The sequence below is a fragment of the Saccharopolyspora griseoalba genome, from assembly GCF_042665275.1.
GTDB lineage: Bacteria > Actinomycetota > Actinomycetes > Mycobacteriales > Pseudonocardiaceae > Saccharopolyspora > Saccharopolyspora griseoalba.
On sequence record NZ_JBHTCJ010000007.1, the window covers coordinates 111,426 to 130,325 of the forward strand.

17 protein-coding genes are annotated in these 18,900 nt (G+C 73.7%); 16 read left to right on the top strand and 1 reads right to left on the bottom strand.

Going from position 1 to position 18,900, the window contains the following annotated elements; genetic code table 11:
- Nucleotides 1-92 precede the first annotated feature (92 nt).
- From ACFQRI_RS15195 to ACFQRI_RS15205, 3 genes are all read left to right on the top strand, one after another.
- A complete protein-coding gene (locus ACFQRI_RS15195) occupies nt 93-1,787 on the top strand; it encodes a TIGR03767 family metallophosphoesterase (protein ID WP_380668951.1) in 1,695 nt (564 codons plus the stop codon).
- 69 nt (nt 1,788-1,856) lie between these two features.
- A complete protein-coding gene (locus tag ACFQRI_RS15200) occupies nt 1,857-2,726 on the top strand; it encodes a universal stress protein (protein ID WP_380668953.1) in 870 nt (289 codons plus the stop codon).
- A gap of 112 nt (nt 2,727-2,838) precedes the next feature.
- A complete protein-coding gene (locus tag ACFQRI_RS15205) occupies nt 2,839-3,966 on the top strand; it encodes an NDMA-dependent alcohol dehydrogenase (RefSeq protein ID WP_380668955.1) in 1,128 nt (375 codons plus the stop codon).
- On the opposite strand, the gene mftR is transcribed toward ACFQRI_RS15205, so the two are convergent.
- A complete protein-coding gene (mftR, locus tag ACFQRI_RS15210) occupies nt 3,960-4,574 on the bottom strand; it encodes a mycofactocin system transcriptional regulator (RefSeq protein WP_380668957.1) in 615 nt (204 codons plus the stop codon). The two genes, ACFQRI_RS15205 and mftR, sit on opposite strands and share 7 nt — an antisense overlap.
- An 81-nt stretch (nt 4,575-4,655) precedes the next feature.
- Between mftR and mftA the strand changes: the two genes are divergently transcribed.
- The 13 genes from mftA to ACFQRI_RS15275 all read left to right on the top strand — a co-directional run bounded on the left by mftA (nt 4,656) and on the right by ACFQRI_RS15275 (nt 18,849).
- The gene (gene mftA / locus ACFQRI_RS15215; RefSeq protein WP_380668959.1) at nt 4,656-4,760 is read left to right on the top strand and encodes a mycofactocin precursor MftA; all 105 of its coding nucleotides are present in this window, start codon (nt 4,656-4,658) and stop codon (nt 4,758-4,760) included.
- Between the two features lie 2 nt (nt 4,761-4,762).
- Nucleotides 4,763-5,041 carry a mycofactocin biosynthesis chaperone MftB gene (gene mftB, locus ACFQRI_RS15220; protein WP_380668961.1) on the top strand — a complete coding sequence of 93 codons (279 nt, stop codon included), beginning with the start codon at nt 4,763-4,765 and terminating at the stop codon, nt 5,039-5,041.
- 156 nt (nt 5,042-5,197) lie between these two features.
- Nucleotides 5,198-6,388, top strand: coding sequence for a mycofactocin radical SAM maturase (gene mftC, locus ACFQRI_RS15225; protein ID WP_380668963.1), 1,191 nt, complete (start codon nt 5,198-5,200; stop codon nt 6,386-6,388).
- Nucleotides 6,385-8,289 (top strand): mycofactocin system FadH/OYE family oxidoreductase 1, encoded by a 1,905-nt coding sequence (locus ACFQRI_RS15230; protein ID WP_380668965.1) that lies wholly within the window; start codon nt 6,385-6,387, stop codon nt 8,287-8,289. Before mftC ends, ACFQRI_RS15230 begins: the two co-directional genes overlap by 4 nt.
- A complete protein-coding gene (locus tag ACFQRI_RS15235) occupies nt 8,286-10,229 on the top strand; it encodes a mycofactocin system FadH/OYE family oxidoreductase 2 (protein WP_380668967.1) in 1,944 nt (647 codons plus the stop codon). Before ACFQRI_RS15230 ends, ACFQRI_RS15235 begins: the two co-directional genes overlap by 4 nt.
- On the top strand, nt 10,226-11,224 hold the full coding sequence (locus ACFQRI_RS15240) for a mycofactocin-associated electron transfer flavoprotein alpha subunit (protein WP_380668969.1): 999 nt from the start codon (nt 10,226-10,228) through the stop codon (nt 11,222-11,224). The genes ACFQRI_RS15235 and ACFQRI_RS15240 overlap by 4 nt, the downstream gene beginning before the upstream one ends.
- Nucleotides 11,217-12,491 (top strand): FAD-dependent oxidoreductase, encoded by a 1,275-nt coding sequence (locus tag ACFQRI_RS15245; RefSeq protein WP_380668971.1) that lies wholly within the window; start codon nt 11,217-11,219, stop codon nt 12,489-12,491. The genes ACFQRI_RS15240 and ACFQRI_RS15245 overlap by 8 nt, the downstream gene beginning before the upstream one ends.
- 9 nt (nt 12,492-12,500) lie before the next feature.
- Nucleotides 12,501-12,791 (top strand): ferredoxin family protein, encoded by a 291-nt coding sequence (locus ACFQRI_RS15250; protein ID WP_380668973.1) that lies wholly within the window; start codon nt 12,501-12,503, stop codon nt 12,789-12,791.
- Between the two features lies 1 nt (nt 12,792).
- Nucleotides 12,793-13,641, top strand: a complete 849-nt coding sequence (locus ACFQRI_RS15255; protein WP_380668975.1) for a mycofactocin-associated electron transfer flavoprotein beta subunit — start codon at nt 12,793-12,795, stop codon at nt 13,639-13,641.
- Between the two features lie 17 nt (nt 13,642-13,658).
- Nucleotides 13,659-14,441 carry a mycofactocin-coupled SDR family oxidoreductase gene (locus ACFQRI_RS15260; protein WP_380668977.1) on the top strand — a complete coding sequence of 261 codons (783 nt, stop codon included), beginning with the start codon at nt 13,659-13,661 and terminating at the stop codon, nt 14,439-14,441.
- Nucleotides 14,438-15,793: a mycofactocin biosynthesis glycosyltransferase MftF gene (gene mftF / locus ACFQRI_RS15265; protein WP_380668979.1), complete on the top strand. Its 1,356-nt coding sequence runs from the start codon at nt 14,438-14,440 to the stop codon at nt 15,791-15,793. The genes ACFQRI_RS15260 and mftF overlap by 4 nt, the downstream gene beginning before the upstream one ends.
- On the top strand, nt 15,790-16,491 hold the full coding sequence (gene mftE, locus ACFQRI_RS15270; RefSeq protein ID WP_380668981.1) for a mycofactocin biosynthesis peptidyl-dipeptidase MftE: 702 nt from the start codon (nt 15,790-15,792) through the stop codon (nt 16,489-16,491). Before mftF ends, mftE begins: the two co-directional genes overlap by 4 nt.
- 258 nt (nt 16,492-16,749) lie before the next feature.
- Entirely contained in the window at nt 16,750-18,849 is a 2,100-nt protein-coding gene (locus ACFQRI_RS15275) for a hypothetical protein (protein WP_380668983.1), read from the top strand.
- Nucleotides 18,850-18,900 lie beyond the last annotated feature (51 nt).

The following is an 18,900-nucleotide window of genomic DNA, read 5'->3' on the forward strand; positions in this document are numbered from 1 at the left end:
TCCGTAGTCACCCGAATCGGGGTGTCCCGCACCCGAGGAACATGAAAGATTTTCTGATCAGTCGAGAGAGATCAGGATTCGGGGGCCGGGACATGGCGGGGATCAGCAGGCGCGGCTTCCTGGCGGCCGCGGGACTGACCGGGGCGGCGATCGGCGGGTTGCCCGGTCCGGCCTGGGCGCGAGCGGCGCACGTCGACGGCGCGGGAACGACCCTGGAGGTCGCGGCACGGCCGGTCGCCGGCGAGGGCTACCGGCGGTTGGTCGCGGGGCCGGGATGGCCGCAGGTGGTGCGCACCGACCTCGCCGCGGCAGGGGGCGGGCGCCTGGACCGGCGCACCGCGGTCGCGGCGTTCACCCAGTTCACCGACCTGCACCTGACCGACGCGCAGAGCCCGGCGCGCTTCGAGTACGTGCACCCGCTGGCGGGCGGGGCGTTCCGGCCGCAGGAGACCCTGGGCGCGCGGGCCGCCGCGCACCTGGTGCGGCGGGTCAACGCGCTGCGCACCGCGCCGGTGACCGGACGGCCGATGGACTTCGCGATCACCACCGGCGACAGCACCGACAACCACGAGCTCGCCGAGCTCGACTGGTACTTCGCGGTGCTCAACGGCGGGCGGTTCCGGCAGAACACCGGTGCCGCCGACGGGTACGAAGGCGTGCAGGACTCCGGCGACCCGCTGTACTGGCACCCCGAGGGCGGCGTGGCCGACCGCTTCCGCGAGCGCGGGTTCCCGGTGCTCGACGGGTTCTTCGCCGACGCGCTGGGCCCGGTGGACAGCCCCGGGCTGGCGGTGCCCTGGTACGCGGTGATCGGCAACCACGACAACAGCGTCATGGGCACCGTCGCCGACGAGATGATCCCGCGGGTGGCCGACTGGTACACCGGGGACCGCAAGATCATGGGCCGCGACGAGCGCGAATCCGCGGAGATCGCCGCGATGCTCGACGGGCGGCGCGAGGTCTCCGCCTCGATGCTGCGCGACGGCGGGATCGTGCGGACCGTGACCCCCGACGAGCGCCGCCACCCGTTCACCACCGAGCAGTTCGTGCAGGCCCACCTCGATCCCGCCAACGCCGGCCCGGGGCCGGTCGGGCACGGCTTCGACGCGGCGGACCCGGCGCCGCACTACACCTTCCGGATCGCGCCCGGCGTCACCGGCATCGCGCTGGACAGCACCAACACCGCCGGTTTCGCCGAGGGGTCGCTGAGCCTGCGGCAGTACCGCTGGCTGGAGGAGGTGCTCACCCGCAGCAGCTCCCGGCACTACGACCTGCTGGGGCGCGAGCAGCGCAAGCCGGTCAGCGACGAGCTGTTCGTGGTGTTCAGCCACCACACCAGCGAGACCATGACCGCGCTGATGCCCGACTTCCGGGAACCCGGCGAGCCGCGGGTGGACGGGGCCAGCGTGGTGCGGCTGCTCAACCGCTTCCCGAACGTGCTGGCCTGGGTCAACGGCCACTCGCACCGCAACGCCATCACCCCGCGGCCCGCCGAGGACCCCGCCTGCGCGTTCTGGGAGATCAACACCGCCTCGCACGTGGACTTCCCGCAGCTGGCCAGGGTCGTCGAGATCGCCGACAACCGGGACGGGACGTTGTCCCTGCTGACCACCTTGATCGAGGCGGACAGCCCCTACCGGGCGGACTACGACGATCGCTCGCCGGCCGCGCTGGCCGCGCTGTACCGGGAGCTCTCGTTCAACGACCCGAACACCGACGTCTCGCGGGTGGGGGAGCCGGGCGACCGCAACGCCGAGCTGCTGCTGGTGGGGCGGTTGCCCGAATAGCTCCGACCGCCCCTGCGCGGGGCCCGCGCGTCGACCACCCTGGGGGCAACAGCGCCGGGAGGGGTCGTGATGAGTGGTGTCGTGGTGGGCATCGACGGGTCGGCGGTGGCGCGCAACGCGGCGGCCTGGGCCGGGCGGGAAGCCGCCCGGATGGGAACCGCGCTGCGCGTGGTCTACGCGGACCAGACCGCGCAGGGCGTGTTCGCCAGGGGGCACGAGCGCTCCGGCGAGGTGCGCGAGCCGGTGCGGGAGTGGTTGGACGAGGCCGCGGCCGCCGCCGGCGAGTTCTCCGCCAAGGTCACCACCGCCGACCGGCCGGGATCGCCCGAAAGAGTGCTCATCGAGGAGTCCGAGACGGCCGATCTGCTGGTGGTCGGCGACCGAGGCTTCGGCGGGTTCGCCGGTCTGCTGGCCGGGGCGGTCGCGGTCAAGGCCGCCACCCACGCCCGGTGCTCGGTGGTCGTGGTTCCCGACGTCGGGGACCCGCCGCGGTTCCCGACCTCCGGTCCGGTGGTGGCCGGGATCGACGATCCCGAGTCGGCGGCCCCGGTGCTCGAACGAGCCTTCGGCATCGCGGCCGACCTGGGCGTTCCGCTGCGAGCGGTGCACAGCTGGGAGCTCGCGGGCCTGGACCTGAAGTGGCTGCGCGGCAAGGTCCCGGAGGAGGCGCTCGCCGCGGCCGAGCGGCGCTTCGTCGCCGAGGCGCTGGCCGGTGCCCCGGAGCGCTACCCGGACGTGCCGGTCGAACGGGTCGTGCTGCGCGGATCGCCGGTGAACCGGCTGCTCGACCAGGCCCGGGACGCCCAGCTGGTGGTCGTCGGAGCGCGCGGCCGGGGTGGTGTGGCCGGGGCCCACCTGGGCTCGACCAGCCACAAGCTCATCCACCACGCGCCCTGCCCGCTGCTCATCGTCCGGGACGCAGCGGGGCATCCCGAGTAGGGGAGCGCGGCCGGCGCCCGTCCTCCGGCTGTGTTGTTTTCTTGACTTCGGTGTGACCGAGTTCTCATGCTCGTTCGGCGATGCGTTCTTCCCCATTCAGCGAGGAGTGGACATGAAGACGAAGGCCGCCATCCTGCACGGACCCGGCAAGGACTGGGAGATCGAGGAAGTCGAGCTCGGCGATCCGATCGCCGGGGAAGTCCAAGTGCGACTCGCGGCCTCCGGGCTGTGTCACTCCGACGAGCACCTGCGCACGGGTGCGACGCCGATCGCGACCTACCCGGCGCTCGGCGGGCACGAGGGCGCCGGCGTGGTCACCAAGGTCGGACCCGGGGTCGCCGGGATCGACGAGGGCGACCACGTGGTGCTGGCGTTCATCCCGGGCTGCGGCACCTGCCGGGCGTGCGCGCGCGGCCAGCAGAACCTCTGCGACGCGGGTGCGAACCTGCTGACCGGGCAGTCCATCTCGGACGGCAGCTACCGGGTCACGCACAACGGGAACCCGGTCGCGCCGATGTGCCTGCTGGGCACCTTCGCGCCGCACGTGACGGTCAACCAGGCCTCGGTGATCAAGATCGAGGACGACATCCCGCTGGACAAGGCGGCGCTGCTGGGCTGCGGCGTGTCGACCGGCTGGGGCTCGGCCACCGAGATCGGCGCGGTCCGGGCCGGCTCGACCGCCGTGGTCGTCGGCATCGGCGGCGTGGGGATCAACGCGGTGCAGGGCGCCGCGGCCGCCGGCGCGCGCCACGTGGTGGCCATCGACCCGGTGCAGTTCAAGCGGGACAAGGCCGTGGAGCTCGGCGCCACGCACGCCTTCGCCTCGATGGAGGAGGCGCAGGAGGCCATCGCCGAGCTGACCTGGGGGCAGATGGCCGATCCGGTCATCGTCACCATCGGCGACACCACCGGCGAGCACATCCAGCCCGCGCTGTCGCTGACCGCCAAGGGCGGGCAGACGGTCGTCACCGGCATGGGCGATGCCCAGCAGATCGACGCCAAGGTCGCGCTCTTCGAGCTCACCCTGCTGCAGAAGCGCCTGCAGGGCGCCATCTTCGGCGGCGTCAGCCCGCGGACCACGATCCCGCGGCTGCTGGAGCTCTACCGGCACGGGGTGCTCAAGCTCGACGAGCTGGTCACCAAGACCTACAAGCTGGAGGACATCAACCAGGGCTACCAGGACATGCGCGACGGCAAGAACCTCCGCGGCATGATCGTCTACGGCGACGAGGACTACTGACCGGTGGACGGCGATGCGTGAGCCGCCAGCTCGCGCATCGCCGTGTCCAGCAGCTCCGACAGCTCCGAATCGGGGTGCGCGAGCCACTGGTGGTAGGCCGCCACCGCCACGCCCAGCGTCGCGTGCGCGATGGTCTGCGGCGTCAGCGAATCCTGCGCCACGCCGAGGCGATCGGCGACGAACTCCGCGACGACCTCGCGCCAGGACTGGAAGCGCAGCGTCGAATGCGCCTGCAGCGCGGGAACTCCCAGGATCAGCCGCATCCTCCTGCGGTGCGCCTGCTGCTGCTCGACCGGAACCCGGTTGAACTCGACCACGCAGTGCCGCACCGCCTCCAGCAGCGGCACGTCGCGCGGTAGCGAGCGGAACTCCGCGCGCATCCGGTCCAGCCCCGCGTCGAAATCTCCCCACGGGATGTCGTTCTTAGACGGGAAGTAGTGGAAGAACGTCCGCCGCGCGATGCCCGCGGCAGCGGTGATGTCGGCGATCGTGGTGTGCTCGAAGCCCTGCGCGTCGAACAGTTCGAAGGCCGTCTCCTCCAGCTCGGCGGCGGTGGTGACCTTGCGTCGCCCCGCGCGCGGGGTTCCTCCGGATGTGTCAGATCGCAACGAGTTTCGCTCCACGTCTTTAAAAATGCACTCGGTGCAAATACCGTGTCGATGGTAGCTCGAACCTGTGAGGAGCATCGCATGGCTGACGAACAGAACGAACTGAGCACCGCGACCGAGCCGGCCGTCGAGGAGGAGCTCCTGGTCGAGGAGGTCTCCATCGACGGGATGTGCGGGGTCTACTGACCGTGTCCGCACCGGTGGAGTTCGACCCGAGCGTCGGCTACCGGCTCAACCCGCAAGTGGCGCTGCGCCCCGAGCCCTTCGGGGCGCTCGCCTACCACTTCGGCAACCGGAAGCTGTCGTTCCTGAAAGTGCCCGAACTGGTGGAACTCGTGCGCGAGCTGGGCGAGCACCCCAGCGTGGAGGAGGCCCTCAGCGGTTTCCCCGAGCAGCGCCGCCCGCAGTTCCGCAACGCTCTGGCCTCCTTGGCCGCCTCCGAGATGATCCTTCCGAAGGCGGGCTAGGAGCTGTGCGGGAAGTGCTCAGCTCGACGGCGGGACCTCGGCGGCGGTGCGTGCCGCGCCCCCGCACCTGAGGCAGCGGCTCCGCCGCATCCCTGAGCAGCGCCCATTCGTCCCAACCCGACAACGACGTCAAGTGGACCGGGAAGTGGAGCCGAAATGACCACCACAGCGCCAGTTCCCTCGCTGGTGGAGCAGTTCAAGGGCGGTCTGGACGCGCCCATCTGCCTGACCTGGGAGTGGACCTACGCCTGCAACCTCGCCTGCGAGCACTGCCTGTCCTCGTCCGGGCGCCGCGACCCGGACGAGCTGTCCACCGCCGAGATGAAGGCGGTCATCGACGAGCTGCAGCGGATGCAGGTCTTCTACGTCAACGTCGGCGGCGGTGAACCCACCGTGCGGCCCGACTTCTGGGAACTGCTCGACTACGCCATCGACCACCAGGTCGGCGTGAAGTTCTCCACCAACGGTTTTCGCATCGACGAGGAGCGCGCCCGCAGGCTGGCCGCCACCGACTACGTCGACGTCCAGATCTCGCTGGACGGCGCCACCCGCGAGGTCAACGACGCGGTGCGGGGTCCCGGCTCCTACGACATGGCGCTGACCGCGCTGGCCAACCTCTCGGCCGCCGGCATGCGCGACTTCAAGATCTCGGTGGTGATGACCAGCCAGAACGTCGACCAGCTCGACGACTTCAAGGCCATCGCCGACCACTACGGCGCGCAGCTGCGCATCACCCGGTTGCGGCCTTCCGGACGCGGGGCCGACGTGTGGGACGAGCTGCACCCCACCGACGCCCAGCAGCGCCAGATCTACGACTGGCTGGTGGCCCACGGTGACCAGGTGCTCACCGGGGACTCGTTCTTCCACCTCAACGCCATGGGCTCCACGCCGCTGCCCGGGCTGAACCTGTGCGGCGCGGGGCGCGTGGTGTGCCTGATCGACCCGGTCGGCGACGTCTACGCCTGCCCGTTCGCGATCCACGACGTGTTCAAGGGCGGCAACGTGCGCGAGGAGGGCGGTTTCGCGCGCGTGTGGCGCGAGTCGGAGCTGTTCACCGAGCTGCGCGAGCCGCAGTCGGCCGGGGCGTGCGCGTCCTGCTCGGCCTTCGACGCCTGCCAGGGCGGCTGCATGGCGGCGAAGTTCTTCACCGGACTGCCCCTGGACGGCCCAGACCCGGAGTGCGTGAAGGGCCACGGGCAGACCGCCCTGTCCATCGTGGACAAGGAGACGCTGCCGAAGGCGACCCAGGACCACTCGCGCGGTTCGCAGAAGCGCGCGGTCGGGCTGGGCATGCCGACCGTGCCCGCCAAGCCCTGCGACTCCAGTCCCCTGGTGGCCGGATCGTGAACCTCACCGGGGGCGTCCGGCTCGGCTCGGCGCACGCGCCCTCGCGGGTCCTGTTCGGCCCGCACGAGACCAACCTCGCGCGGGACCGGGACATCTCGGACCGGCACGTCGCCTACTACGCCGCGCGCGCGGCGGGTGGGACCGGCGTGCTGGTCACCGAGACCGCGAGCGCGCACGAGTCGGACCGGCCCTACGAGCGCGCACCGCTGGCCGGCGACTGCGGCCCCGGCTGGGCCGCGGTCGCCGAGGCCTGCCGCCCGCACGGCACGGTGGTGCTCGCCGGGCTCGGGCACGCGGGCTCGCAGGGCTCCTCGGCGTTCTCGCAGCAAGCGCTGTGGGCGCCCTCGCGGGTGCCCGACGTGGCCTCGCGGGAGCTGCCGATGGCCGTGGAGAGCCCGCAGATCTCGGCGCTGGTGGCCGGTTTCGCCACCGCCGCCGAGCTGGCGGTGCGGAGCGGCCTGCACGGAGTCGAGGTGCAGGCAGGGCAGCACGCGCTGCTGCGGCAGTTCCTGTCCGGGCTGACCAACAACCGCGACGACGCCTACGGGGCCGACCGCGCGCTGCTGCTGCGCGAGGTGCTGGCCGCGGTGCGCGAGGCGGTGGGCACCGGCGTGGTGGGGCTGCGGCTGTCCTGCGACGAGCTGGCCCCGTGGGCCGGGATCGTCCCGGAGGCGGCTCCGGAGCTCGTCGAGGCCGCGCTGGAGCACATCGACTACCTGGTGGTGGTGCGCGGGTCGGCCATGGGGGCCTCGGCGACCCATCCCGACCTGCACACCGAGCCGGGCTTCAACACCGAGCTGTGCCGGGGCGTGCGGGAGGCCGTGGCCGGCCGGGTGCCGGTGGTGCTGCAGGGCAGCGTGGTCGATCCGGGGCAGGCGCAGCGCGCGCTCGACGAGGGCGTGGCCGACCTGGTGGAGATGACCCGCGCCCAGATCGCCGAGCCCGAGCTGGTCGCGCTGCTGCGGCGCGGCGAGGCGGACCGGATCCGGCCGTGCGTGCTGTGCAACCAGAAGTGCCGGGTGCGCGACAACCGCAACCCGCTGATCAGCTGCACGACCAACCCGGTTGCCGGGCACGAGACCGAGGAGGCCCCGCTGCTCGGCGGTTCCACGCCCGGGGAGCCGGTGCTGGTGGTCGGCGGCGGCCCGGCCGGGATGGAGGCCGCCCGGGTGCTCGCGCTGGCCGGACGTCCCGTGGAGCTCGCCGAGCGGGCCGACCGGCTGGGCGGCGCGGCGGTGCTGGCCGCCGAGGTCGGCGGGCGCGGCGGGCTCCGCGAGTTCGTCGACTGGCAGGCCGCCGAGCTGCGGCGGCTCGGCGTGCGCATCCGGCTGGGCTCCGAGGTCGGCGAAGCGGAGCTGGCCGGGCGCGAGGCCGTGGTGGCGACCGGTTCGGTGCCCGGCCCGCGCAGCTACCGGATCCTCGGCGGCACCGTCCTGGACGTCACCGAACTGCTCGCCGGTGCCGAACCGTACGGTCCGGTGGTGGTGTTCGACCCGATCGGCGACGCGGTCGGCGCCGGCGTCGCCGAACTGCTGGCCGGGCGCGGCCTGCCGACCGCGATCGTCACCCAGGACCAGGTGGTGGGCACCCAGCTGGCCATCACCGGGGACCTGGCCGACGCCAACGCTCGGCTGCAGCGGGCGGGCGTGGCGCTGCACAAGCGCTCGCTGCTGCGCGAGGTGCACGACGCGCACGTGGTCGTCGAGGACGTCTTCACCGCCGAGCGCCGCGAGGTGCCCGCGGGGACGGTCGTGCACTGCGGGCACCGGCTGCCCGACGCGGGCCTGCCCGGGCCGCCGCGCGCGGGCGACGCCGTCGCGCCGCGCACGATCCACGAAGCCGTTCTGGAGGGACGCCGCGTGGCGCAGCGGATTTCGGCGCAGATCGGAGTGCCGCGATGACCCGCTACCTGTTCTCCCCGTTGCGCATCGGCCCGGTGACCGCGCGGAACCGGATCGTGTTCTCCGCGCACCTGACCAACTACGCCCGCGACGGGCACCCCACCGAGCAGCACGCCGCCTACTACGCGGCGCGCGCGGCGGGCGGCGCCGGCCTGGTGATCACCGAGGAGCACTCCACCCACCCGACCGACTGGCCCTACGAGAAGCTCATCCACGGCTTCCACCCGAGCGCGGTCGACGGCTACCGGCGGATCACCGAGGCGGTGCACGCGCACGGCGTGCCGATCTTCGCCCAGCTCAACCACAACGGCGGTCAGGCGTCCTCGATGTACTCCCGGCTGCCGGTGTGGGCGCCCTCGCCGGTGCCCGACCCGATGTTCCGCGAGGTGCCCAAGGCCATCGACGCCCGCGAGATCGCCGAGGTCGTCGCCGGTTACGGCACCGTCGCCGGGCACTGCGCCGAAGGCGGTTTCGACGGGGTGGAGCTGCAGTGCTCGCACTCCTCGATCGTGCGCGGGTTCCTGTCCCCGGCGACCAACCTGCGCACCGACGACTACGGCGGTTCGCTGCGCAACCGGGCCCGCGTCCTGCTGGAGATCATCGCGGCGGTGCGCGCGGCGATCGGGCCGGACCGGGCGCTGGGCGTGCGGATCTGCGGCGACGAGCTCATCGAGGGCGGCACCACCATCGACGAGGCGGTCGAGGTCGCGCGCATGGTGGAGGCCACCGGCGAGGTCGACTACATCAACACCTCGATCGGCGTGGCCACCTCCACGCTGTACATGATCGAGGCCTCGATGGCGATCCCGCCGGGCTACGCGCTGTTCATCTCCAACGCCATCCGCCGCGCGGTGGACCTGCCGGTGGTCGGCGTCGGCCGCATCAAGGACCCGCTGCAGGCCGAGCGGGCGCTGGAGGAGGGGCACTGCGACCTGGTGGGCGTGGTGCGCGGGCAGATCGCCGACGCCGACTTCGCGGCCAAGGCCCGCTCCGGGCACGGCACCGACATCCGCACCTGCCTGTCCTGCAACCAGGAGTGCGTCGGCCGGATGGGGCTCAACCGCTGGCTGGGCTGCATCGAGAACCCGCGCACCGGCAAGGAATCCGTGCCGCTGCCCGCGCCGAAGTCGCGCAAGCGGGTGCTGGTGGTCGGCGGCGGCCCCGGCGGGCTGCAGGCCGCGGCCACCGCTGCCGAGCGCGGGCACCACGTGACGCTCTTCGAGCGGGAGGCCGGAACCGGTGGCCAGGTCGCGCAGGCCGCGAGCGTGCCGAGCCGCGCGGAGTTCCTCGACGTGGTGCGCAACCTGCGCGCCGAGTGCGAGCGGTACGGCGTCGACCTCAAGACCGGGACCGAGGCGACCGCGCGGCTGCTGCGCGAGGAGCGACCGGACGTGGTCGTGCTGGCCACCGGGGCGCGTCCGCAACCGCCGTGGTGGGCCGGGGAGCAGGAGCGGGTGGTCGACGTCCGCGACGTGCTGGCCGGTCGCGCCGCGCCCGGCGGGAGGGTGCTGGTGGCCGACGAGCTCGGCTTCCACCAGGCCTCCTCGATCGCCGAGCTGCTCGCCGACCGCGGCTGCGCGGTGGAGATCAGCACGCCGGGCATGGTCGTGTGCCAGGACCTCGGGGTGACGCTGGACATGGAGACGTTCAACATCCGCGCGCACGCCAAGGGGGTCGGGCAGCGCACCGACGAGGTGATCATGGGGGCGAGCCCGGTGGAGGACGGGGTGTCGGTGCAGATCCTCAAGCACACCACGGGGGAGAGCAGCGAGGAGCGCTTCGACTGGGTGGTGTGCTCGGTGCACCAGGGCCCGGTCGAGGAGCTGTGGCACGAGCTGGCCGGCGCGCCGTTCCCGGTGCACCGGGTCGGCGACTGCCTCACCCCGCGCCGCGCGCACGCCGCGGTCGTGGAGGGGCACCGAGTGGCGGTGGAACTGTGAGCGAACTTCCCGAGATGCTGGCGGTGGTCGTCGTCCGCGAGCGGGCGCTGCCGCGCGGTGCCGACGAGGCGGTGGCCGAAGCCGGCGGCGCGGTGCTGCTGTGCGGGACCGGCACGGCCGCGGCGGCCGGGCAGCTGACCGCCGCCACCCGCAGCTGGACGCTGGAATCGCCGGTCGCGCCGGCCGCGCTGGCCGCCGCCCTGGCCCCGCTGCTGGACGCGGTTCGCGTGGTCCTGCTCCCGTCCTCGCCGGACGGCCGGGACCTGGCTCCCCGGCTGGCCTTCGCCACGGGCCGGGACCTGCGCGCGGGCGCGACGCGCTGCGACACCGCCGAGGCCGACCTCGTCCGGCTCGACGACGCCCTGGAGGTCCGGGTCCGCCTCACCGGCCCCTCCGTGGTCACCCTCCTCCCGGGCCAACGCGGGGTGGACCACCCCACCGAACCCCCAACCCCGACGGACCTCACCCCCGACCCCCGAATCACCTCCCAATCCGCCCCCGGAATCACCTCCCAATCGGGGGTGGGAATCCGAGGGTTTTCCGCGGTGGTTCGGGACGCGGAGGTCGTGGAGGTCGTCGAAGGCGGGGCGGAGAGCGTCGAGCTCGAGGAGGCCGAGCGGATCTTCGGCGGTGGTGCGGGGCTGGTGCCCGACGGGGCCGACGGTGCCGCGGTGATGCGCGACCTCGGCGAGGTCGCCGCCGCGCTCGGGGCTTCGGCCGGAGCGACCCGGGTGGTCAGCGATGCCGGCTGGGTCGGGCACGAGCGGCAGATCGGGACCACCGGGGCGGTGGTCGACCCCCGGTTGTACGTCGCGTTCGGCATCTCCGGGGCCACCCAGCACACCGGGGGCCTCGGCAGGCCCGAGCACGTGGTCAGCATCAACACCGACCCGTCCTGCCCGATGACCGCGATGGCCGACCTCGGGATCGTCGCCGACGCGCCCGCGGTACTCGACGAGCTGGCGCGCCGGCTGCTGGGGAGCCGAGATGGCTGAACGCACCGATGTCGTGGTGGTCGGAGCCGGTCCCGCCGGCTCGGCCGCCGCGCTGGAACTGGCCCGCGCGGGCCGCGACGTGGTCCTGCTGGAACGCGGCCCGTTCCCGGGTTCGAAGAACGTCTACGGCGGCGTGGTCTACGCCCGGGTGCTCGACGACGTGCTGCCCGAGTGGTGGAACGAGGTCCCGGTGCAGCGCTGGATCACCCGCCGCAGCACGATGGTGCTCACCGGCACCCAGGCGCTGACGGTCGACTTCCGCACCGAGGACTGGGGATCGGCGCCCTACAACGGGATGACCACCTACCGCGCCGACTTCGACTCCTGGCTGGCGGGCAAGGCGGTCGCGGCCGGGGCGAAGCTGGTGACCTCCACGGTGGCCACCGAGCTCGTCCAGGAGGGCGGCCGGGTGGTCGGGGTGCGCACCGACCGGCCCGACGGCGAGATCCGCGCCGACCTGGTCATCGCCTGCGACGGGGTGAACTCCTTCCTCGCCAAGCAGGCCGGGCTGCTGCCGCCCACCGACCCCGGCAACCAGACCTTGGGCGTCAAGGAGACCCTCGCGCTGCCCCGCGCGGCGGTCGAGGAGCGCTTCGGGCTCACCGGGCTGCACGGCGCGGACTTCGAGATCCTCGGCTGCACCGGGGGAATCCCCGGCGGCGGTTTCCTCTACACCAACCGGGAGACCGTCAGCGTCGGCGTGGTCCTCTCGCTCAACGGCCTGACCGAGTCCGGCCGGCGGCCCGAGGAGGTGCTCGCCGGGCTCAAGGCGCACCCCGCGATCGCTCCCTACCTGCGGGGCGCCGAGCTCAAGGAGTACTCCGCGCACCTCATCCCGGAGGGCGGGTACCGGAGCATGCCGCCGCTGTCGGCGCCCGGACTGCTCATCGCCGGGGACGCGGCGAGCATGTGCCTGGCCGCCGGGATCTGGCTGGAGGGGGTCAACTTCGCCATCGGATCGGGACTGGCCGCCGGGCGCGCCGCGGCCGAGGGGGACCCGGAGAGCTACCGCGGCAGGCTGGAGAGCGACTTCGTGCTCACCGACCACGAGAACCTGCAGCGGGCCCCGCACCTGGTGCTCTCCGATCGGGTGCAGCGGCTGTACCCGGGGCTGCTGTGCGACTTCGCGCAGGACGTGTTCACCGTCGGCAACCCGGCACCGAAACCCGGTCTGCGCAAGCTCTTCCGCGACACCGCCGCCCGCCACGGGGTCAAGCTGCGGCAACTGGCCGCGGACGCTTGGGCGGGACTGCGCACCTTCGGCTGAGGAGTTCGGATGACCTACCGCGACATCGCCTTCGACGACCGCATGGCCACTGTGGACTTCGACGTGGGCGAACGAGCCCACATCACGGTGGACACCGAGGTCTGCCGGTCGTGCACCACCAAGGCCTGCGTGCCGGCCTGCCCGGCCAAGCTGTTCGTGCCCACCGGGGACGGCGGCATCCTGTTCAACTACGAGCAGTGCTTCGAGTGCGGCACCTGCTACCAGGTGTGCAACTCCGCCGGGGCGATCTCCTGGAGCTATCCCGACGGCGGGCACGGCGTGGTGTTCCGGAAGGGCTGAGATGGGACCGCAGATCGTGGTGGCGCTGAGCCACTCGCACCACCGGGTCGAGGTCGACCCGCTGACGGCGCGGCTGTCCGACGGGCACCGGGGGCCGAGTCCGGCCGAGCACGCCGCGCTGGAGCACGCGCTTCGCCTCGGCGAGCACTTCGACGGCCAGGTCCTGGTGGTCACCGCGGGACCGCCGGAGGCCGAGCAGCGCCTGCGCGAGGCGCTGGCCGCCGGCGCCGACCGGGCCGTCCGGGTCGACCACGACCCGCCGCTGGCGGCGGACGCGGTGGCCCGCAACGGCTCCGAAACCGCGCGGGCGCTGCTGTCCGCGCTGCCGGGGACTCCCGACCTGGTGCTGTGCGGTGACCGCTCCGCCGACGGCGGCACCGGCAGCACGCCCGGTTTCCTGGCCGCCGCGCTCGGCGCGGAGCAGGCCCTCGGGTCGGTGCGGCTGGAAGCCGACGGCAGCTCGCTGCTCGCGCACCGTCGCCTGGACGGCGGCTCCCGGGAGGTGCTGCGGGTGCGCTGGCCGGCCGTGGTCTCGGTCGAGGGCGGCTTGCGGCTCCGCCGCGCGAGCCTGCCCGCGGTGCTGGCCGCGCGCGAGGCCGTGATCCCGGTCGTCGAGCACCGCGCCGGGGGAGGCTCGGAGGCCGTCGTCTCCGCCCGGCCGCGGCGCCCGCGTCCGCGCGCGCTGCCCGCGCCGTCCGGGACGCGGCCGCACGATCGAGTGCTGGAGCTCACCGGAGCGCTCACCGAGCGGACGCCCCCGAGGGTCGTCGGCCCGCTCTCGGCGAGCGAGGCCGCCGACGAGCTGCTGGCATTCCTGCAGACCCGCGGCTACCGGGCGGAGCCCCGATGAGGAGTGGAGGCGGTGCGATGAGCAGGGTCGCGGTGGTCACCGGGGCCGCCCGCGGCGTCGGCGCCCAGGTGGTGCGGACGCTCGCCGAGGACGACTGGAAGGTGGTCGCGGTCGACGTCTGCGCCGACGACCCGGCGCTCGACTACCCGCTGGGCACCCGCGAGCAGCTGCGCGAACTCGCCGCCGCGTGGCCCGGAGCGGTGCGCGACGTGGTCGCCGACGTGCGCGAGCAGGACGAGCTGCGGGCCGCCGTCGAGGTCGCCGAGCGCGAGTTCGGGGGAGTGGACGCCGCGGTCGCCGCGGCCGCGGTGATGGCGGGCGGGCGACCGCTGTGGGAGACCACCGATGCCGAGCTGGACGCGCTGTTCGACGCCGGGGTCCGCGGCGTGGTCAACCTGGCGCGGGCCGCGGTCCCGGCGATGCTGCGCCGCCCCGAGCCGCGCAGCGGGCGGTTCGTCGCGCTGGCCTCCGCGGCCGGGCACACCGGGCTCTACCACCTGGCCGGGTACAACGCCGCCAAGCACGCGGTGGTCGGCCTGATCAGGGGGCTGGCCAACGACCTGCGGGGCACCGGGGTCAACGCGACCGCGGTGTCCCCGGGATCGACCCGCACCGACATGCTCACCGCCACGGCCGGGCTCTACGACCTCGACGACGTGGACCAGTTCGGCCCGCACCAGCTGCTCGACCGCATCCTCGAGCCCGAGGAGGTCGCCGCCGCGGTGTGCTGGCTGTGCCACGAGCGCTCCTCGGCGGTGACCGGAACCGTGGTGCACGCCGACGGGGGGTTCACCGCGTGATCACGCACCTGGAAGCGGACCCGGGGCTGCAGCGCTGGGACGGCGGCCGCACGCTCGCGGGCGGTTCGCCGTTCCGCGTCCTGCGGTTGAGCCCGAAGGGGAGCGAGCTCGTCGACCGGTGGATCGGCGGCGAGCCGGTGACCACCGGGCGCTCGCTGGCGCGCAGGCTGGTGCGCGCCGGGGTGATGCACCCCCGTCACGACCGCGCGCCCTTCGGGCCCGAGGACGTGACCGCGGTGATCCCCGTGCACGGCGCGCGGCCCACCGCGCTGCTGGCGGCGCTGGAGGGCCTGCGGGTGGTGCTGGTCGACGACGGTTCGTCGGAGCCCATCCCCGGGGCCGTTCGGCACGACGTCAAGCGCGGTCCGGGAGCGGCGCGCAACACCGGCTGGCGCGCGGTGACGACTCCGCTGGTGGCCTTCCTCGACGCCGACACCGCCCCGCAACCGGGTTGGCTCGAGCCGCTGCTGGAGCACTTCGCCGACCCCGAGGTGGCCGCAGCGGCCCCGCGGATCCGCAGCGTGGCGGGCGATTCGGCGCTCGCCCGCTACGAGAGCGCCAGGTCGCCGCTGGACCTGGGGATCCAGCCCGGACCGGTGCGGCCGGGCGCGCGGATCAGCTACGTGCCCACCGCCGCGCTGGTGGTGCGCGCCGAAACCCTGGACGAGCTCGGCGGTTTCGACGAGAGCATGCGCTTCGGCGAGGACGTCGACCTGATCTGGCGGCTCGTCGAGAACCACCAGGCCCGCTACGAACCCGCGGCCGTCGTCGAGCACCGGCCTCGCGGCAGCTGGCCCGCGCTGCTGCGGCAGCGCTTCGGCTACGGCAGCTCGGCCGGACCGCTGGGCAGCAGGCACGGGGAGCGCGTCGCGCCGGTGCGGATGTCGTTGTGGAGCTTGCTGACCTGGATCCTGGTCGTGCTCGGCCGCACCCGGCTCGCCGCGCTGGTCACCGGCGCGGCGGCGGTGCTGCTGGCCCGCAAGCTCGACCGCGTCGGCGCCCCGGTGAGCGCCTCGCTGAAGCTGGCGGTGCGCGGCAACCTGGGCGCCGCGGGGCTGCTGCTGGAGACCGCGGGGCGGGCTTGGGCGCCGCTGGTGGTCCCGCCGCTGCTGGCCACCCGGCGCGGACGCCGGGCGCTGGCCCTGGTCGCCGCGCGGCACCTGCTCGACTGGCGGCGGACGCGCCCGCCGCTGGACCCGCTGCGCTACGCGCTGGCCGCCATCGCCGACGACCTCGCCTACGGCTGCGGCGTGCTGCGCGGTGCGCTGCGCGAGGGCGATCGCGCGGCGCTGCTGCCGGTGCTCACCGATCTCGGCGGGCGCAGCAGCGTTCCGGTGGGGGAGCGGGAGTGAACCTCGCCGAGCTCGCCTGGCCGCAGCTGCGCCGCCCGCGCCTGCTGGCGGTGCCGGTCGGTGCCACCGAGCAGCACGGACCGCACCTGCCGTGCACGGTGGACACCGACATCGCGGTCGCGCTGTGCGACCGGCTCGCGGGGCATCGCGAGGTCGTGGTCGCCCCGCCGGTGACCTACGGCTCCAGCGGTGAGCACGCGGGGTTCCCGGGGACGTTGTCGATCGGGCAGCGGGCGGTGGAGCTGCTGCTCACCGAGCTGGGCCGGTCGGCCGACGCCTTCGCCGGCGCGGTGCTGGTGTCCTGCCACGGCGGCAACGCCGTCCCGGTGCGGAAGGCCGTGCGCACCCTGCGGGCGGAGAGCCGCCAGGTGCTCGCCTGGTCGCCGAGCGGCCCGCCGGACGACAGCCACGCTGGCCGCACCGAAACCGCCGTGATGCTGGCGCTGCGGCCGGATGCGGTGCAGCCCGACCGGGCGGCGGCGGGCAACACCGCTCCGCTGCCCGAGCTCATCGACGAGCTGCGAGCGGGCGGCGTCGCCGCCGCGAGCCCGACCGGGGTGCTCGGCGACCCCTGCGGGGCCACCGCCGAGGAGGGGATCCGGATCCTCGACGAGTGGACGAACGCGCTGGTCGCGGCGGTCGACGCGGAGTTCCCGGACCAGGAGCCGTGCGCGGGGGGTGCGGGCAGCGGATCCTGAGTCGCGCACCTGGGAACAGCTGCCGCACCGCATCCCCGAAGGCGGTCGCGAGCCGCGCCCGCGCGCTCGCCGCGCCTCTCGGCCGTCCCCCATGGGTGTCATCTGAGAGGTCCACGAGTTCGACGATCCCTATCGTCATCCGCGGGCAGTACGACCGATTCCGCCGAAGTTCGCGCGCGGGTCAACGAGCGGCGCCGCGCGCGTGTGCGGATCGGGCCGCGCGGCCCGACCTGGGGATCTCTCGGAAAGGACGATGCGGTGGCTGTCGAACTGGAAATGACCGCGGCCGAGTCCGACCGCGAACCGGAGGGGCCGCGGCGGCGCACCGACGTCGTCGCGTGGCTGGTCGCCGCGGCCGCGCTGCTCGGCGGCGCCTGCTTCGCGCTGATCAACGCGCACTACAACGGCGGGCGGTTGATCACGCCGCTGGACGACGCCTACATCCACCTGCAGTACGGCGCCCAGCTGGGTCGGGGCGAGTTCCTGCGCTTCCACGACGGCGATCCGATCAGCACCGGGGCCAGCAGCCTGCTCTACATCGTCGCGCTCGGCGCGATGCACTTCCTCGGAGCGCAGGGCGGCCTGCTGCTGCCCGCCGCGGTGCTGCTGGGGGTGATCTGCCACGCGCTGACCGCTGTCCTGGTCGTCCGGCTCGGCCGCCGCCTGTCCGGTCCGGCCGCCGGCGCCTGGGCGGGTGCGCTGGTGGCGCTCAGCGGCCCGCTGCTGTGGTCCTCCACCACCGGCATGGAGGTCTCGCTCGCCTCGTTGCTGCTGGCCACGACGCTGCTGGTGTACCTGCGCGAAACCGAGCGCGGCGTCTTCGCGCTCACGCCGGTGCTGATGACGCTGGCCGCGCTGTGCCGCCTGGAAGCCCTGGCGTTCTTCCTGCTGCTGCCACCGCTGATGATCTGGCGCGGCTGGCGGCGCCCCGGCGAGCGGCTCGCCCGGATCGGGCTCGCGGCGTGGAGCCTGCTGCCGTTCCTGGTGGTCGGTGCGCAGCTGCTGTTCTACAAGCTCGCCACCGGCAGCGCCTCGCCGAACGGCTCGCAGGCCAAGTCGCACCTGAGCGCGCCGAACTCCAACCTCGACGGGTTCGCCGGCGCCACGGCGGACAACTTCGCGGCGCTGCTGGACATCCTCACCGGCATCTCCCGCCAGGACTTCGTCTTCCCCGGAGCGCTGCTGCTGGCCGGTATCGGCGTGGTCGCCCTGGTCGGCCGGGCCGGCGCGCACCGCGACGCCGGGCTGGTCATCGGGGTGGGCACCGTGCTCGCGCTGGGCGCGATCTCCACGATGGCCACCGCGCTGTGGCAGCAGGGCCGCTACCTGCACCCGTTCCTTCCGCTGTTCCTGCTGACCGTGGTGCTGGGCGCGGGTGCGGCGGCCGGATGGCTGCGGCTGCCGGCCCGCGCGGTGACCGGGCTGCTCGTGGTCGCCGCGCTGTTCACCGCGGTCGCCCTGCCGATGTGGGCGCACGTGGCCGTCCAGGACTCGGCGAGCATCCGGGAGCGCCTGGTCAAGATCGCCACCTGGGCCAAGGGGCACCTGCCGCCGGATGCCCGCCTGGGCGTGCACGACGTCGGCGCGGCGGCCTACCTCGGCGGGCACGAGACCGTCGACCTGGTCGGGCTGACCACCAACGGACTGGCCGAACCCGCGATCAACGGCATGGGCAGCCTCTACGAGGCGCTGCGCGAGATGCCGCCGGACCAGCGGCCGGACTACATCGCCGCCTACAACTCGATGCCCAACGGCGTCGACCTGGCCGCGCTCGCCGACGGTTCGATCTACGCCGAGCCGGTGCTGACCACGCCGCTGATGACCGTGTGGCGCTGCGACTGGAGCCTGCTCGGCAGCGGCGACCGGCCCTCGATCCCGGTGCAGGGGCGGATCCGCGACCACGTCGACATCGGATCGATGGCCTCCGAGCGGGCCCACGAGCACGTCGTCCGCCCGGCCCGCTCGGACTTCCAGCCGATGACCGAGCTGCGCACCGTGCCGGTCGACGGCCGCAGGCTGGTCGACAGCGCGCGGCACGTGTGGGGCGAGCAGGAGTTCACCCTGCACCACCTGACCCCGGGCGAGCCGGTGCGACTGATCGCCCGGCACGACTCCCGCGACCCGGTCCCGGGCCGCTACACCGGCATGCGGCAGGTCCGGGTGTTCGCGGGCGAGCAGGAGATCGGCAAGCACCGCCTGGAGCCCGATCCGGCGGGCTGGGCCGAGTCGGTGATCGAGATCCCTGCCGAGGCGGTCACCGGCTTCGAGCTGACCGTGCGGCTGGCGGCCACCCAGGAGTTCGTCGGGCCGTACCCGGACTACAAGTCCTTCGGCTTCTGGGCCGTGCAGCGGCCGTGACCAGGACGTTGTCGATCCGCGACCGACGAGGGGGCAAAACGCCCAATTCGG

What these genes read in the sequence shown, in the direction of transcription:
- ACFQRI_RS15195 (WP_380668951.1), top strand. Translation starts at nt 93, where the DNA reads ATGGCGGGGATCAGCAGGCGCGGCTTCCTGGCGGCCGCGGGACTGACC.
- ACFQRI_RS15200 (WP_380668953.1), top strand. Translation starts at nt 1,857, where the DNA reads ATGAGTGGTGTCGTGGTGGGCATCGACGGGTCGGCGGTGGCGCGCAAC.
- ACFQRI_RS15205 (WP_380668955.1), top strand. Translation starts at nt 2,839, where the DNA reads ATGAAGACGAAGGCCGCCATCCTGCACGGACCCGGCAAGGACTGGGAG.
- mftA (WP_380668959.1), top strand. Translation starts at nt 4,656, where the DNA reads ATGGCTGACGAACAGAACGAACTGAGCACCGCGACCGAGCCGGCCGTC.
- mftC (WP_380668963.1), top strand. Translation starts at nt 5,198, where the DNA reads ATGACCACCACAGCGCCAGTTCCCTCGCTGGTGGAGCAGTTCAAGGGC.
- ACFQRI_RS15235 (WP_380668967.1), top strand. Translation starts at nt 8,286, where the DNA reads ATGACCCGCTACCTGTTCTCCCCGTTGCGCATCGGCCCGGTGACCGCG.
- ACFQRI_RS15245 (WP_380668971.1), top strand. Translation starts at nt 11,217, where the DNA reads ATGGCTGAACGCACCGATGTCGTGGTGGTCGGAGCCGGTCCCGCCGGC.
- ACFQRI_RS15250 (WP_380668973.1), top strand. Translation starts at nt 12,501, where the DNA reads ATGACCTACCGCGACATCGCCTTCGACGACCGCATGGCCACTGTGGAC.
- ACFQRI_RS15255 (WP_380668975.1), top strand. Translation starts at nt 12,793, where the DNA reads ATGGGACCGCAGATCGTGGTGGCGCTGAGCCACTCGCACCACCGGGTC.
- ACFQRI_RS15260 (WP_380668977.1), top strand. Translation starts at nt 13,659, where the DNA reads ATGAGCAGGGTCGCGGTGGTCACCGGGGCCGCCCGCGGCGTCGGCGCC.